This is a genomic window from Blautia stercoris, assembly GCF_054657695.1.
Window position 1 is genome coordinate 580,500 of sequence record NZ_BAAHYF010000002.1, and the last position, 13,227, is coordinate 593,726.

13 protein-coding genes are annotated in these 13,227 nt (G+C 38.7%); 11 read left to right on the forward strand and 2 right to left on the reverse strand.

Translation table 11 applies throughout. The annotated features are described in order from the left end of the window. Nucleotides 1–94: 94 nt before the first annotated feature. Both ACYQ2D_RS12530 and ACYQ2D_RS12535 read left to right on the forward strand, forming a co-directional pair. Nucleotides 95–829: a metallophosphoesterase family protein gene (locus ACYQ2D_RS12530; protein WP_459785643.1), complete on the forward strand. Its 735-nt coding sequence runs from the start codon at nucleotides 95–97 to the stop codon at nucleotides 827–829. 314 nt (nucleotides 830–1,143) lie between these two features. Next, complete coding sequence (locus tag ACYQ2D_RS12535; RefSeq protein ID WP_459785644.1) at nucleotides 1,144–2,154, forward strand: DUF3878 family protein; 1,011 nt, start codon at nucleotides 1,144–1,146, stop codon at nucleotides 2,152–2,154. Between the two features lie 91 nt (nucleotides 2,155–2,245). Here the strand turns inward: ACYQ2D_RS12535 and ACYQ2D_RS12540 are convergent, their stop codons facing one another. Beyond that, entirely contained in the window at nucleotides 2,246–3,577 is a 1,332-nt protein-coding gene (locus tag ACYQ2D_RS12540; RefSeq protein ID WP_459785645.1) for a zinc ribbon domain-containing protein, read from the reverse strand. Between the two features lie 307 nt (nucleotides 3,578–3,884). On the opposite strand from ACYQ2D_RS12540, the gene ACYQ2D_RS12545 reads away from it, so the two are divergent. From ACYQ2D_RS12545 to ACYQ2D_RS12565, 5 genes are all read left to right on the forward strand, one after another. Then, nucleotides 3,885–5,543, forward strand: coding sequence for a histidine kinase N-terminal 7TM domain-containing protein (locus ACYQ2D_RS12545; RefSeq protein ID WP_459785647.1), 1,659 nt, complete (start codon nucleotides 3,885–3,887; stop codon nucleotides 5,541–5,543). After that, nucleotides 5,528–6,814, forward strand: coding sequence for a sensor histidine kinase (locus ACYQ2D_RS12550; protein ID WP_459785649.1), 1,287 nt, complete (start codon nucleotides 5,528–5,530; stop codon nucleotides 6,812–6,814). Before ACYQ2D_RS12545 ends, ACYQ2D_RS12550 begins: the two co-directional genes overlap by 16 nt. A gap of 34 nt (nucleotides 6,815–6,848) precedes the next feature. Beyond that, the gene (locus ACYQ2D_RS12555) at nucleotides 6,849–7,475 is read left to right on the forward strand and encodes a DNA-binding response regulator (protein WP_022304048.1); all 627 of its coding nucleotides are present in this window, start codon (nucleotides 6,849–6,851) and stop codon (nucleotides 7,473–7,475) included. Between the two features lie 122 nt (nucleotides 7,476–7,597). Then, nucleotides 7,598–8,350 (forward strand): hypothetical protein, encoded by a 753-nt coding sequence (locus tag ACYQ2D_RS12560; RefSeq protein ID WP_459785651.1) that lies wholly within the window; start codon nucleotides 7,598–7,600, stop codon nucleotides 8,348–8,350. A gap of 35 nt (nucleotides 8,351–8,385) precedes the next feature. Then, nucleotides 8,386–9,231, forward strand: coding sequence for a DUF4428 domain-containing protein (locus tag ACYQ2D_RS12565; protein WP_459785653.1), 846 nt, complete (start codon nucleotides 8,386–8,388; stop codon nucleotides 9,229–9,231). Nucleotides 9,232–9,296: 65 nt separating this feature from the next. On the opposite strand, the gene ACYQ2D_RS12570 is transcribed toward ACYQ2D_RS12565, so the two are convergent. Then, nucleotides 9,297–10,220 carry an AEC family transporter gene (locus ACYQ2D_RS12570; RefSeq protein ID WP_117456594.1) on the reverse strand — a complete coding sequence of 308 codons (924 nt, stop codon included), beginning with the start codon at nucleotides 10,218–10,220 and terminating at the stop codon, nucleotides 9,297–9,299. Nucleotides 10,221–10,362: 142 nt separating this feature from the next. Here ACYQ2D_RS12570 and ACYQ2D_RS12575 point away from each other — a divergent pair, with 142 nt between their 5' ends. The 4 genes from ACYQ2D_RS12575 to ureB (ACYQ2D_RS12590) all read left to right on the forward strand — a co-directional run bounded on the left by ACYQ2D_RS12575 (nucleotide 10,363) and on the right by ureB (ACYQ2D_RS12590) (nucleotide 13,208). Continuing rightward, entirely contained in the window at nucleotides 10,363–10,569 is a 207-nt protein-coding gene (locus tag ACYQ2D_RS12575) for a hypothetical protein (RefSeq protein ID WP_022304052.1), read from the forward strand. A 229-nt stretch (nucleotides 10,570–10,798) separates the two neighbouring features. Next, the gene (gene ureA / locus ACYQ2D_RS12580; RefSeq protein WP_022304053.1) at nucleotides 10,799–11,101 is read left to right on the forward strand and encodes an urease subunit gamma; all 303 of its coding nucleotides are present in this window, start codon (nucleotides 10,799–10,801) and stop codon (nucleotides 11,099–11,101) included. A gap of 13 nt (nucleotides 11,102–11,114) precedes the next feature. Continuing rightward, nucleotides 11,115–11,474, forward strand: a complete 360-nt coding sequence (gene ureB / locus ACYQ2D_RS12585) for an urease subunit beta (protein WP_022304054.1) — start codon at nucleotides 11,115–11,117, stop codon at nucleotides 11,472–11,474. Nucleotides 11,475–11,486: 12 nt separating this feature from the next. Next, nucleotides 11,487–13,208 carry an urease subunit beta gene (gene ureB, locus ACYQ2D_RS12590; protein ID WP_459785655.1) on the forward strand — a complete coding sequence of 574 codons (1,722 nt, stop codon included), beginning with the start codon at nucleotides 11,487–11,489 and terminating at the stop codon, nucleotides 13,206–13,208. Nucleotides 13,209–13,227 lie beyond the last annotated feature (19 nt).

The window sequence follows — 13,227 nt, forward strand, 5'->3', positions numbered from 1 at the left end:
TAAGATAAATGCCATGCGAGATTTTTTCTTGTGGGGTTCTACAGACAAGAGGTATAATAAAGAAAAAGAGCACGGACAGAGGGGAGAGAAGTACATGGCTACTTATGTTATTTCGGATATTCATGGAGAATATGAATTATTTATCAAGCTGTTAGAAAAGATTCGATTTACAAGTGCAGATACTTTGTATGTTTTAGGTGATGTGATAGACCGAGGTCCGCATCCGATAAAGGCTTTGCTGAAATTGATGGAAATGCCTAATGCAGTCTGCCTTGTTGGAAATCATGAGGTGATGGCACTGAAATGCCTGAAATTTCTTCGACAGGAAATTACAGAAAGTTCGATTGAAAAAATAGACGAAAAACTTCTGGATAATCTGGCAACCTGGCAGTATAACGGAGCAGAGACGACAATCAGTGAATTTCGTAGATTAGATGAGGAAACACAGCTGGACGTGCTGGATTTTATGGAAGATTTTCTGGTATATGAAACACTTACAATAGAAGGGAAAAATTATTTACTGGTACATGGCGGACTTGGAAATTTTTCACCGGAGAAAGACATAGAAGATTATTCTCTGCATGATATTGTATGGGAAAGACCAGATTATGGACGGCAGTATTTTGAAAATACTTATCTGGTAACAGGACACACTCCAACCCAGCTAATTGCAGAAAACGAGAGACCAGGATACATTTATCGGGAGAAAAATCATATCGCAATAGATTGTGGAGCGTGCAATCCAAGTGGAAGGCTTGCTGCAATTTGCCTGGAAAGTGGCGAAGAGACTTATGTAGATAAGAGAGTTCAAAAACAAAGAGAAGAATAACAGAAACAGCAGAAGAATAGAAACAGCAGGAAAAGGCAGAAGAAGATAAAAGAAAACAGAAGAAATTAGAACCCTTGGACAGAAGTCTGAGAGTTTTTGATACATTTGAAATGCAACGATTAGCAGAAAAATGTCAAAATTTGCAACGAAAAATGCAACGAAAAAAAATACGTTGCATTTAAAGTGAAACGATAATGCTCTAATTATAGAAAACGTTTGAATTTATAAGCTTTTGGATTTAAGATTCGGGGGCTTTTTAAATTTCTCCAATTATGATACGATAAATCAAAACCATAAAAGATAATGAGGAAAAAATGGACAACGAAGATAAATTATATTACAAACAGGTTTTACAAGGCTTATCAGAAGAAATGCCGGAGGAATTTTTTAAACTGGCACAGCTTGTAGAGGTAGAACAGCTTGAATTTTTAGCACCAAAAGACAGCAGTAATAACTGGCGTCTGGTTTATCTGATGAACGATGCAGTGGAAAGTTTTCTGGTATTTGAAAATGCAAGATTTACAGGAGAATATCTGCCGGATTATGAGGGTACAATCAAGGCAGTTTTGGAAAAAAAAGAAAAAGAGTACATTCTGGTGGTAAATCAGGGTGAAGATTCGGTATTTACTATCTTTTTTGAGTCATTAAAACTGGAAATTCAATGTTATGACTATGGAAAAATCGGACATTTCTGGGTAGAAGGTTATGAATATCTGCGCCAGTTAGAATATCGGATTGCAATTCTAAGAGACAAGGTGGATTACCTGGGAGAACAGAAAAACTGTTGTACGAAGGAAGAACGAAAGCTTGCCCTGCTGGCAGAATTTCCACCATTAAATTATTGCTCGTATCCTTCTGTTAAACCAGAATATGTCGTTCCAAAAAGTGAACCCTGGCAAGTGAATCTCGATGCCATCCGTCTGATGAAAGAACTCGCAATGCAGGTAAAGGATAAGATGCTGATACAGATGCTGGCACTTTATGAGCAATATCCGGTAAAAACGATTGCAAAGATTATAGCGAAAATGCTACATCAAAAAAGACATCTTGCGGTAGTCAAACTCTTAGATAAAAAGCTTCAAAAAGAAGCAGAAAATTATCCGAAACGTTCGTTTGGAAAGAAATCAAACGCAGAACATAAAAAACAAATCGAACAGGCTTATGAAAGACAGAAAGCATTAAAAGCAAAAGGAATCGAGTCGGAAGTGCTGTGGCAGGAGCCATTTGTGTATGCACAGGATTCTGTAGAGTTTGAAGTGTATGTGATGGTGTGGAAGAAAGGCATTTTGAACCAGAAAGTGGAAGTGGAACGGATGGGAAAATAAAGAAAGGCTGGTTTTTATATGTGAAACTCAGAAAAAGTGGCTGTCGCACTAAGTAATTAGTGCAACAGCCACTTACTAAATATAAGATATTCTACTCGTAATCAATTCGCCATTTTGAATTGTCTATTGATAGCTGATAGCCACAATAGGGACAGCAGCCATTTTTGTCCGGCATGAAATTTGCACCGCAACGAGGACATTCTTTTTCTTCAAACACTGCTTGTCCTTTTGATTTCATGCGTCGTGGATAACGGGCTCTGTACAATTTTAAAGTTATTTTTTCATTTTTATTTAGAATCTTTTGATTTGGCTGAAGTGTAAGTTTGTGCAGCACTGCAGAAATGGTAATCGTTGTGCGATTCTCTGTGTTTTCTACGTCTTTCAGCTGTAGTTTATCGACACTGTAAAACAGGGCATCGGCGGTTAGCTCGGTACCATAAAGTGCTTCATTGAGATCTACAATTAAAACTTTTTCATCGTAACGCACGATTTGGTCAGTCGAAACGTGAGCTTTCTTTTCTTGGTTTAAGAGTAAAATCCAGATTGCGCCAGCCAGTAAAAGTGTAAGCGCAAAGGCAGTACCAAACATCAGATAATCGTTATGGATGAACCGAAAACAAGGAATAGACGGAAAGAAAAAAGTGAGTATGGTTGCAAGAACTAATTTATAATAGGATGCATTCGGATTCAGGCTTCGATAAACTAAAAATTCTTCTGTCTGCCAATCAAAGAAATCACTTTTGATATAACCACCGCAATAAGGACAGTGCGCTTCGTCCCCTTTTAATGTAATCTCGGCACCACAGCTTGGACAAATAATATTTTGATACTGAGCATAAAACTGTTGTTCTTCATTTCTGTTTTTGCTCCCCACTTCGTCATGGCGAATGTGTCTGGACTGTCTAAGCAGGACAGAGCCATGTGGGAAAAAGTCTTCATATAAAATTTTTCCGCTTTTGAGACTTCGATATCTGTTTAATACCGTGCCCTGAAGTACGATTTCGCGCCATTCACGTCCAGCGTCGCTCCAATGACGAAAATCTTGTTTCTTTTCATTTTCCTCTGTCAGTTTTAAATGAGTCATGCGAATTTCATGTTTGATTTCATTTTTTTTCAGTAATGCAAGTTCATGCTCCAGCTTTTTTCGGTAAGATTGTCCGATACTTGCAGATAAATTTTGAAAGTCTCCGGTTTCTAAAATCGAGAGAACCTTCTTAAATGCGCCTAGTACTTTTGGTGGAATTGCAGAAGCATTCAAAAAGAAATCTTCTGTCTTATTTAGTTTCTTTTTTAGAAAAAGAAACCAAAGTTTTGGCTGCATCCATTCGATTTTCCAATCCAGAACATAGCAGGTAAGTACAAGTCCCCATCCAAAGGACCAGGCGAAGGAAAGACCAATTGCATCTGACCAGGAAGAAATCATAAAAATCACCTCAATTTTTTGGGAATTTTTTTGCGGATGATAAAATCACCTCAATTATATTATCACATGACTTCAAAGCGTCTACACTAGCCCTTACGATAGTGACAAAAGTTTACTTTTTTTTTATTCTTTTAGTATGGATGAAAAAAAATTTCAATACTTAATGCTTTTGAGTTGTGTCATATTTACGCTTTGTGTTCAGCGACAGTTGGGATTCGATTTTGGAAAACGAATATGATATAATAAAAATAATACGATTGGATATGAAATTGCTTTCAGATGAAGAAAGGAATGAGTGATGTCTTAGATGTCTTATAAGAAAAAAAGGCTGTTATCCTATATCGCAATTGCGAGCCTTGTTATATTGGCTTACATATGTCGGCAGATCTCATTTAAAAGCTTATTTTTGATTCAGTTTGCCGGTCAGTGTCGAAGCAGCATTTATATCGGTTTATATTGTGCTTGGGTCATCTATTTGGAGAAACATGTGGTGGATGCGAAAATGCGTCAATGTTTGACGTGGATTGCTTGTCTTATGGTTTTTTGGTTTTTAGTAAGAACGATTAAGTTTCTTATTTTCATGGAACCGTTAGAGATGCGCATCTGCTGGTATCTTTATTATATTCCTATGATTTTGATTCCGACACTCGGGCTTAATGCGGCATTATTAATGGATAAAGAAGAAGGAGAAAATACAAAAAAACAAAGTGCATGTTTAATAATACCGGCACTATGTTTGATTTTTGCAGTATTGACAAATGACTTGCATCAAAAAGTGTTTTATTTTCCGAAAGGATTTTTCTTTTCCAATGAGGTCTATGAATATCGCTTTATTTTTATTTTGATTCAGATTTGGATGATGCTGTGTCTGATGATAATGGAAGTGGTGTTGATGCGTAAGAGTGCCGCTTCCGGAAGAAAGTGGACCTGGTTTCCGGTGCTTCCGGGACTTTTATTGCTTGGCTGGAATCTTTGTCATATTCTGGGGATGCCATTTATTAAAGCATATGTAGGAGATATGACCGCAGTATGTTGTTTTTTGATGGTCGCAATTTATCAGAGTTCTATTATCTGTGGATTGATTCCAATTAACAGCAGGTATATTGAGTTGTTTCAAGCTGCGGGCGGATTAGATGCAGAGATTACTGATTGGAGCTTTAAGAAATGTTATCATTCAGGAAAGTTTTTGGACATACCACAGGAAGTAAGAGAAACACTTTTAGTTGGCACCCTTGTGATAGAAAACGGAACACGAATGAATCATTTGTTAGTGCGAGGTGGTCATTTATTTTGGGCAGAGGATGTTTCTTTGCTTATGGACCAGTATCAGGATATTGAAGAACAGCAAGAAGAATTAAGAGAGCGAAATCGCCTTTTGCAAAAGAACTATCAGCAGGAGGCAAAGCGGAGAAAAGTGGAAGAACAAAACCGGCTCTTAGATTTGATACAAAGCCAGACGGCCGGTCAGATTGAACTGATTTCACACTTTATGGAAGAACTGGAAAAAACCGAGTCGAAAGAAGTATATGAACGACTTCTGGGGAAGATTGTGGTTGTCGGAACCTATTTAAAAAGGCGAAAAAATCTTACGTTAACGCTTCATAATGAAAAGAATGAAAATAGGGAAGCACTGAAAACAGAGGATTTGATACAGAGTCTGGCAGAATCGTGTATGGCTTTAAAGTTGTGCAAGATCCGGGCACTTTATTATGTGAATATTCAAAATCTGGAATTCCATGATGAAGAATTAATTAAATGTTATGACTATTTTGAGTGGCTGGTAGAGCAACTGTTTGATCGAATGCAAATGATCTTTTTTCGTGTCGTTGAGATGGAGGCACATTTGATTATCTCGGTAAATATTATTTCAGAAAATGACATTTATGCATTGCTTTCCGGGCAACATGGTGCAGAAGTAGAACAAGAAGACGAGAAAGAGTGGCTGATTCGATGTCGAATTTTATAGAGTGCAGTGTAGAAATACAAAATTTAATAATGAGTGTTATGGAATTTTGTCTGGTGCTTGAGTTTATTCTTATACTTTTAAGAATGACCGGTTCTGCTCATTTAAGAAGAAAAATTACAGTAACCGTGCTTTTTGGGGTTACTTTTTTGGGAACGGTTTTATTGCAATGTGTACAGAAATACGATGCAAAAGCGCTGGAGCAATCGCTTCTTTTGAATGTTCCGATTGTGGTAATGTTATGCGGAATTGCAGGATTGACTTTTTATCTGGTGCGGAGCATTTTAAAGGAGATAAGACGAGAAAAACAGAGGTTGTCACCATGGTCAGTAAAAGAAGCAGTAGACAATGCGCCATGCGGTGTATGTTTTGCAAATGCATTTGATCAGATTATTCTTTGCAATTCCAAGATGAGAGAAGTAAGCAAAATGCTGCTTGGAACAAAATTACAGAATTATAAGATGCTGCATCAGGCTATTTCGGAAGGTAACATCAGAGAAGAGATCATTTCGATGAGTTCTGATGGCAGTGTATTTGCTTTTCCGGATGGGAAAGTCTGGATGTTTCAGGAGTATCAGCTTAAGGACAGGGAACTGGCTGGATATAGACAGGCAATTGCGCTTGATGTTTCCGAAATTTATTATAATAGCGAGAGAATTAAGTTTAATAATGAAAAATTGGAAACGCTGAATCAGCAATTAGAAGAAATGTATAAAAAGATTGGTGAAAGAATACGCAAACAGGAAACATTGGCAATGAAAATGCAGGTGCATGATAATTTTGGGCGTAGCTTGCTTACAATACGAAGAATTCTGGAAAATAAAGAAAATACAGAAGATACCCTTTCTATTAATAAACAATTGGATTTGTTAAGGCAACAAGTGTATATTCTTACAAGTATGACAGTTGAAAATTTAGAGGACTTATATCAGGATACAGAAAAGCATGCCAAAGAACTTGGGATTACCATTTGTCTGGAAGGAAATGTTCCGGAAAATTCAACATATCGAATTTTGCTTGACCGTGCAATTCGTGAGTGCGTGACAAATTGTGCGAAGCATGCACATGGAAAAAGAGTAAATGTGAAGATAGAAGAAGATTGGAGGGAATATCTGCTTAAGCTTACAAACGATGGAATGGTTCCAAAAAAAGGTGCAAGAGAAGGTGGGGGATTATCTGCGCTTCGCAGAGCATTGGAGATAGAAGGGTGCAGGATGTTTATCGTGTTTGAGCCAGAGTTTTGTTTACTTATAAAGATGCCAAAGACAAAGTAAGCAGTGGAGACAGGATTGAAAGAGGGGAAAAATTATGGTGCGTGTACTAATTGTAGAAGATCAAAAGATTATGCAACGATACTTTGAGTATATCCTTTTGCAGGATCCGGAATTTCGACATGTTGATACGGTTGCAGATGCAGAGGAAGCAGTGAAAATTTGTACTTATTCTGCGATTGATATTGTATTGATGGATGTCCAGACCTTTCATAATCATGATGGATTAAAAGCGGGAAAAGCAATCAAAGAGGCATGTCCGTATACAAAGATTTTGATTGTGACTTCTCTTATTGATCCGAAGGTGCTGGAGCGTGCAAAAAGTGGGTGTGCGGACAGCCTTTGGTATAAAGATCATGGAGAGGAAGAAATTCGGGATGTGATTTGGCGCACTGTAAAAGGAGAACATGTTTTTCCGGATGTTACGCCGAGTGTGGAGTTAAACTGGATTACGAGTGGGGAAATTAGCCCAAGGCAGCTAGAGATGCTGAGATTGTATATTTGTGGATTTTCTTATGCAGAGATTGCTCAAAAGATGAATTGTTCAAGGGCAGGCGTAAGGTGGAATTTTCAGGAAATGATTTCAAAAGCCGGTTATAGCTGCAAAGAAGATTTGATTGCCGCAGCATTGGAAAGTAAGTTGATTGTTACGACATTAAAATGATATTTTTAATAAAAATCAGATAATTTTTAAATTACTATCAGAAGTAACAGTGAACAAATAGTGTTTCCCTTGTATAATGTGAATATAAGAGAAAATCACATTATGCAAAGGAGGAAAAAGAGATGAAGAAGAGTATAAGATATTTGCTGAGCGTGATTCTGGTTGTAAGTATGTTATCCTTAATCGGATGTGGAGGAGGTGGAAAAGCTGCTAAAAAGAATCCATATGAGGGGAAATGGATTGCGGTTGTAGCAGAAGCGCTTGGAACGCAGATGCCAATTGAAGAGTGTTTTGAGGGGGATGTAAATCTCGAAATAGAGCACAGCGGAAAAGTAAAATTTACGATTGACAATGACAAAGGCACCGGAAGACTGGCAAAGAAAGATAAAAAAACCGTTTTAAAAATTGAAGGGGAGGAAATGTCAGTTACCCTTGATGGAGATACCCTTACTCTTGATGATCTGCTGGGACAGGGAGTAAATATTATCTTCGGAAGAGAAGGGACAGATGCAACAAATCCGGAAAATTATCTGTCAGAAGATGAATTGGCAGTGATTGGTGAATGGTATTCAGAAAATGTAAAAGAGTTGCTTGACGAGGAAGCACAGACGACACTGGACGGTGTAGATAATATTAATGATGCAATGCGTTTGAATTTCGCAAAAGATCGCACAGTACAGGTGATTTATAAAGGCGCAGAGTTAGGCACTTATCCGTGGTCTGCACTTTATGGATATTATGCAATCGAAATGGATGATGAGGCACCGGAGAATGTACTTATCACAATGGAAGAGGATGGGTCACTGTCTGTTCAATACAGTGATGAAGATGATTATCTGACCTTCAAATGTGTAAAAAGTGCAGGGGAAGAGTAGGATGCTGAAAGTATGTAAGAGACGGGAGGAATAAGATGGGATTATTCGATAAGAAATATTGTGATATCTGTGGAGAAAAAATCGGATTGCTTGGAAATCGCAAACTAGATGATGGAAATCTATGTAAGGAATGTGCGAAGAAGCTGTCTCCATGGTTTGAGGAACGCAGACATAGTACCGTAGAGGATATTAAACAACAATTAGAATACCGTGAAGCAAATAAGGAAAAAGTACAGAATTTCCGTATCACACGACGGATCACAACAAAAAAGTACACCGTATTTCTTGATGAAACGCAGGGAAATTTTACCATTGCGCATAACTTGGATACAAAAGAAAATCCGGATATTCTGTCACTGTCAGATGTGGTTCAGTGTAATATGGATGTAAAACAGGATCGGATCGAAGAGACATATACGAAAGATGGAAAGACAGTCAGTTATCAGCCACCGGTTTATAAATACGAGTATTATTACAGTATGAAGATTCAGGTGAGATCTCCATGGTTTGATGATATGGATTTTCAGTTACACAGTTTTGCAATTGAGCAGGAAAATCGAGCAGAGATGATGGAGATGGAACGTGTCGGAAATGAAATTATAGCGGCGCTGACCGGACAGGCACCGAGAATGCAGAGTGGAATGCCTATGAACCAAGGCATGAATCAAGGAATGAGTTATGGCATGAATCAAGGAATGAGTTATGGCATGAATCAAGGTGTGAATTATGGTATGAATCAGGGCATGAACCGGGGAATGAATCAAGGAATGCAGCAAGACATGAATAATATGCAGCAGTCAGGTGGTACCTGGAGATGTCAGTGTGGTGCGGAAAATACCGGAAGATTCTGTGAGTATTGTGGCTCTCCAAGACCATTTTAAAAGTGAATTATGAAGAGAGAACACCCCTGTATTTTGTGAAAAAACAGAATACAGGGGTGTTTGCGTTAAAGTGTATATAATAATACCATGATTGGCATTGTGACAATGCAGACAACTGTTGTAAATACATTAATTGCACTTGCATAATCCGGATGATTATCATAAATCTGTGCCATTTGTGTAATGGTTGTCGCAGATGGAGTGATCGTTGCAAGCAGGCTGATTAACAGTATTGTAGATGCATTTGCGAGGGAGCAGTGATGCGCAAGAAGCCGCATACAGCCGACCATAATAAGTGGCAGAACAAGCATTTTTAATGCTGTCATTAAGTAGATCCGTCTGGAAGTAAACAATGCTTTCCAGTCTACTTCTGTGAGTAACATTCCAAGCATAATCATGCTGACCGGTCCGATTAAAGAAGCAAGGGAGTTAATGGTGTCGGATAGAATAACAGGAAGTTTGATGTGGAAAAAGAAGAGAATGATTCCGACTACAATGGCAATTAAGTTTACATTCTGCAAAATCTTTTTCCAGTTAAATTCTGTTTTTCCCTGCATAATGGACTGTGCATGTGTCCACAAAAGCAAGGTCTGGACACACATAAATCCGCTTGAATAGATGACCCATTCGCTTCCGAGAACGGAAGTAACAAGCGGAATAATCAGATTTCCGGCATTGGAATAAATCAAAGATGCTTTTTCTACGGAAGTTAAATTTAAAAATTTTCCAAGGATTCCGCAGATAAGAAACAATAGAAGATGAAGGATAACAGCGGCAAAAAGTGCCAGTAAAAATCCATCTTGAATTTCTTTTGAATAGTCAATCTGGAATGCATTTATAATAACGCAAGGCATAATCAGATAGACACTGATAAGGGACAGGGTTTTGCTGTCTCTTGACTTTACAATTTTTGTCTTTACAAGAACAAAACCACAGCCCATCATGAGAAATAACACAGTGAGCTGTTCGGTAAGAAGTAGGGTAACCATAAAAATTTCCTCTTTTCATTAGATTCGGTTTCGATTATAAGTCAAGTGAAGGGGGAAAACAAGACTAGGAATGGATTTTACCAGAAACACCTGCTATAATTTTGTGTAAATAAGATAAAAACCAGGAAAAGAGGAAGAAAAAATGGAGTATTTCGTAAAGCGGATTGATGAACCGGATTTTGGCTGTGAGGGGCGTCCGGAGGGAAAACCGGCAATGGATAAGGTGTGGTTAGAGGATGAAAACCAGCATACAATCGTAATTGAAATAGAAGATGAAAAATTGTATGCGCTGGATATTAATGAAAAGGACAGAGTATGGTATAGTGAAAATGAGTTTCGCAAAATCTGAATAAATTGTGAACTTTATTGAATTAGAGAAGAAAATGATTGACGAAAAAAAGTAGTTCGTGTATAATGCGGGTAGAGTTTTTGAAAAGAATAAGGGATTTTAAAAGCAGACAATGGCGTCTTGAATTAAGGTGCGGTTTGTCTGCTTTTTTTGTTTACGCTCGATTGAAATTTCAAAAACCTGCAGACTTAAAAACTGACTTTTAGAACCTTTAAGAGGAGGAAATGTTATGAGGCTTAATCCAAAAGAGCAGGAAAAATTAATGCTTCACATGGCAGGAAATCTTGCGAAAGAGAGAAAAGAAAGAGGACTGAAATTGAATTATGTAGAGGCACTTGCCTACATCAGTTCAGAACTTTTAGAACTTGCCAGAGATGGAAAAACGGTGGTAGAACTGATGCAGCTTGGCACAAAAATACTGACAAAGGATGACGTAATGGAAGGTGTAGCAGATATGATTGGAGAAGTTCAGGTCGAAGCAACCTTTCCGGATGGAACCAAACTTGTAACAGTACATAACCCGATTCAGTAAAGGAGGCAATCAGATGAAAATTGGTGAAATTATTCCGGCAGAAAGGGATATTACATTAAATGAAGGCAAAAAAACAGTAACCATTCTTGTTGCAAATAAAGGAGACAGACCGGTTCAGGTAGGTTCTCATTATCATTTTTTTGAAGTAAATAAATGTCTGTCTTTTGATAGAGAAAAGGCTTATGGATATCATTTGGATATTGCATCCGGTACTTCGGTTCGTTTTGAGCCGGGTGAAGAAAAAGAGGTACAGTTAACCGAGATGGGTGGAAGAAAACGTGTCTTTGGGTTAAATGATTTAACCCGTGCCCAGACAGGTGAAGATACCAAAGCGACATCGATGGAAACAGCAAAATTAAAAGGATTTCTGTAAGGAGGTACGAAGATGAGTGTAAAAATTTCCGGAAGTAAATATGCAGCAATGTACGGACCAACTGTCGGAGACAAGGTTCGTCTGGCAGATACCAGTCTTGTAATTGAAGTAGAAAAAGACTATACCACTTATGGGGATGAAGTCAAATTCGGTGGTGGAAAAACCATTCGTGATGGTATGGGACAGTCTGTAAAAACCTGTAGTAAAGATGGAGACTTAGACCTGGTTATTACAAATGCATTAATCGTGGATTCTACAGGAATCGTAAAGGCAGATATCGGAATTAAAGATGGCAAAATTAAGGGAATCGGAAAAGCTGGAAATCCGGATATTATGGATGGTGTGACACCGGGAATGACAGTCGGTGCATCCACAGAAGCACTTGCAGGCGAAGGCATGATTGTCACAGCAGGTGGAATTGATACCCATATTCATTTCATCAGTCCTCAGCAGATTGACTGTGCGCTTTACAGTGGAGTCACAACCATGATTGGTGGTGGAACAGGTCCGGCAGATGGAACAAATGCGACAACTTGTACTCCCGGACCATGGAATTTAAGAATGATGTTAAAGGCAGCCGAAGAATATCCGATGAATCTTGGATTTCTTGGAAAAGGAAACTGCTCCGATGAAGCGCCTTTGATTGAACAGGTAAAAGCAGGAGCAATGGGATTAAAAATCCATGAAGACTGGGGTGCAACACCAGCGGTTATCAATCACTGCTTAAATGTTGCAGATGAATACGATGTACAGGTAGCCATTCATACCGATACCTTAAATGAGGGCGGATGTGTCGAAGATACTCTTGCAGCAATCGGTGGAAGAACGATTCATACTTATCATACAGAAGGTGCCGGCGGTGGACATGCACCGGATATCATCCGTGCGGCAGCAGCACCAAACGTACTGCCATCCTCAACAAACCCGACGATGCCTTATACTGTAAATACGTTAGATGAGCATTTGGATATGCTTATGGTATGCCACCATCTGGATAAAAAGATTCCGGAAGATGTAGCATTTGCAGATTCCAGAATTCGTCCGGAGACCATTGCAGCAGAAGATGTGCTTCATGATATGGGAATTTTCAGCATGATGAGTTCTGATTCACAGGCAATGGGACGTGTCGGTGAAGTCATTACCCGTACCTGGCAGACTGCAAGCAAAATGAAAGATGAAAGAGGCGCATTGCCAGAAGATGAAGGTCATGAAAATGATAACTTCCGTGTAAAACGTTATATCTCCAAATATACTATTAACCCGGCTCTGACACACGGAATCGCACAGTATGTAGGTTCTGTTGAAGAAGGAAAGTTTGCTGACCTTGTACTTTGGAATCCGGCATTTTTTGGAGCAAAACCGGATATGATTATCAAAGGCGGTATGATTGTGGCATCTAAGATGGGAGATGCAAATGCATCCATTCCGACCACTCAGCCGGTACAGTATCAGCCAATGTTTGCTGCTCATGGAAAAGCAAAAAATGAAGCATGCTTAACCTTTGTTTCACAGGCAGCAATGGATGAAAATGTAAAAGAAAAATACGGTCTTGAAAAGATAGTTGTTCCGGTAAAAGGTTGTCGTACCATCGGTAAAAAAGATATGGTATATAATGACAGAACACCGGAACTTACCGTAGACCCTGAGACTTATAAAGTGACGGTAGACGGCGAGGAAATTACTTCAAAACCAGCTGAAAGACTGCCGCTTACACAGCTGTACAGCTTGTTCTAAATTCAAGTTTTACGTTCAA

What these genes read in the sequence shown, in the direction of transcription:
- ACYQ2D_RS12555 (WP_022304048.1), top strand. Translation starts at nt 6,849, where the DNA reads ATGGTGCGTGTACTAATTGTAGAAGATCAAAAGATTATGCAACGATAC.
- ACYQ2D_RS12535 (WP_459785644.1), top strand. Translation starts at nt 1,144, where the DNA reads ATGGACAACGAAGATAAATTATATTACAAACAGGTTTTACAAGGCTTA.
- ureB (WP_459785655.1), top strand. Translation starts at nt 11,487, where the DNA reads ATGAGTGTAAAAATTTCCGGAAGTAAATATGCAGCAATGTACGGACCA.
- ACYQ2D_RS12550 (WP_459785649.1), top strand. Translation starts at nt 5,528, where the DNA reads ATGTCGAATTTTATAGAGTGCAGTGTAGAAATACAAAATTTAATAATG.
- ACYQ2D_RS12530 (WP_459785643.1), top strand. Translation starts at nt 95, where the DNA reads ATGGCTACTTATGTTATTTCGGATATTCATGGAGAATATGAATTATTT.
- ACYQ2D_RS12545 (WP_459785647.1), top strand. Translation starts at nt 3,885, where the DNA reads ATGTCTTATAAGAAAAAAAGGCTGTTATCCTATATCGCAATTGCGAGC.
- ACYQ2D_RS12560 (WP_459785651.1), top strand. Translation starts at nt 7,598, where the DNA reads ATGAAGAAGAGTATAAGATATTTGCTGAGCGTGATTCTGGTTGTAAGT.
- ACYQ2D_RS12570 (WP_117456594.1), bottom strand. Translation starts at nt 10,220, where the DNA reads ATGGTTACCCTACTTCTTACCGAACAGCTCACTGTGTTATTTCTCATG.
- ureB (WP_022304054.1), top strand. Translation starts at nt 11,115, where the DNA reads ATGAAAATTGGTGAAATTATTCCGGCAGAAAGGGATATTACATTAAAT.
- ACYQ2D_RS12575 (WP_022304052.1), top strand. Translation starts at nt 10,363, where the DNA reads ATGGAGTATTTCGTAAAGCGGATTGATGAACCGGATTTTGGCTGTGAG.
- ureA (WP_022304053.1), top strand. Translation starts at nt 10,799, where the DNA reads ATGAGGCTTAATCCAAAAGAGCAGGAAAAATTAATGCTTCACATGGCA.
- ACYQ2D_RS12540 (WP_459785645.1), bottom strand. Translation starts at nt 3,577, where the DNA reads ATGATTTCTTCCTGGTCAGATGCAATTGGTCTTTCCTTCGCCTGGTCC.
- ACYQ2D_RS12565 (WP_459785653.1), top strand. Translation starts at nt 8,386, where the DNA reads ATGGGATTATTCGATAAGAAATATTGTGATATCTGTGGAGAAAAAATC.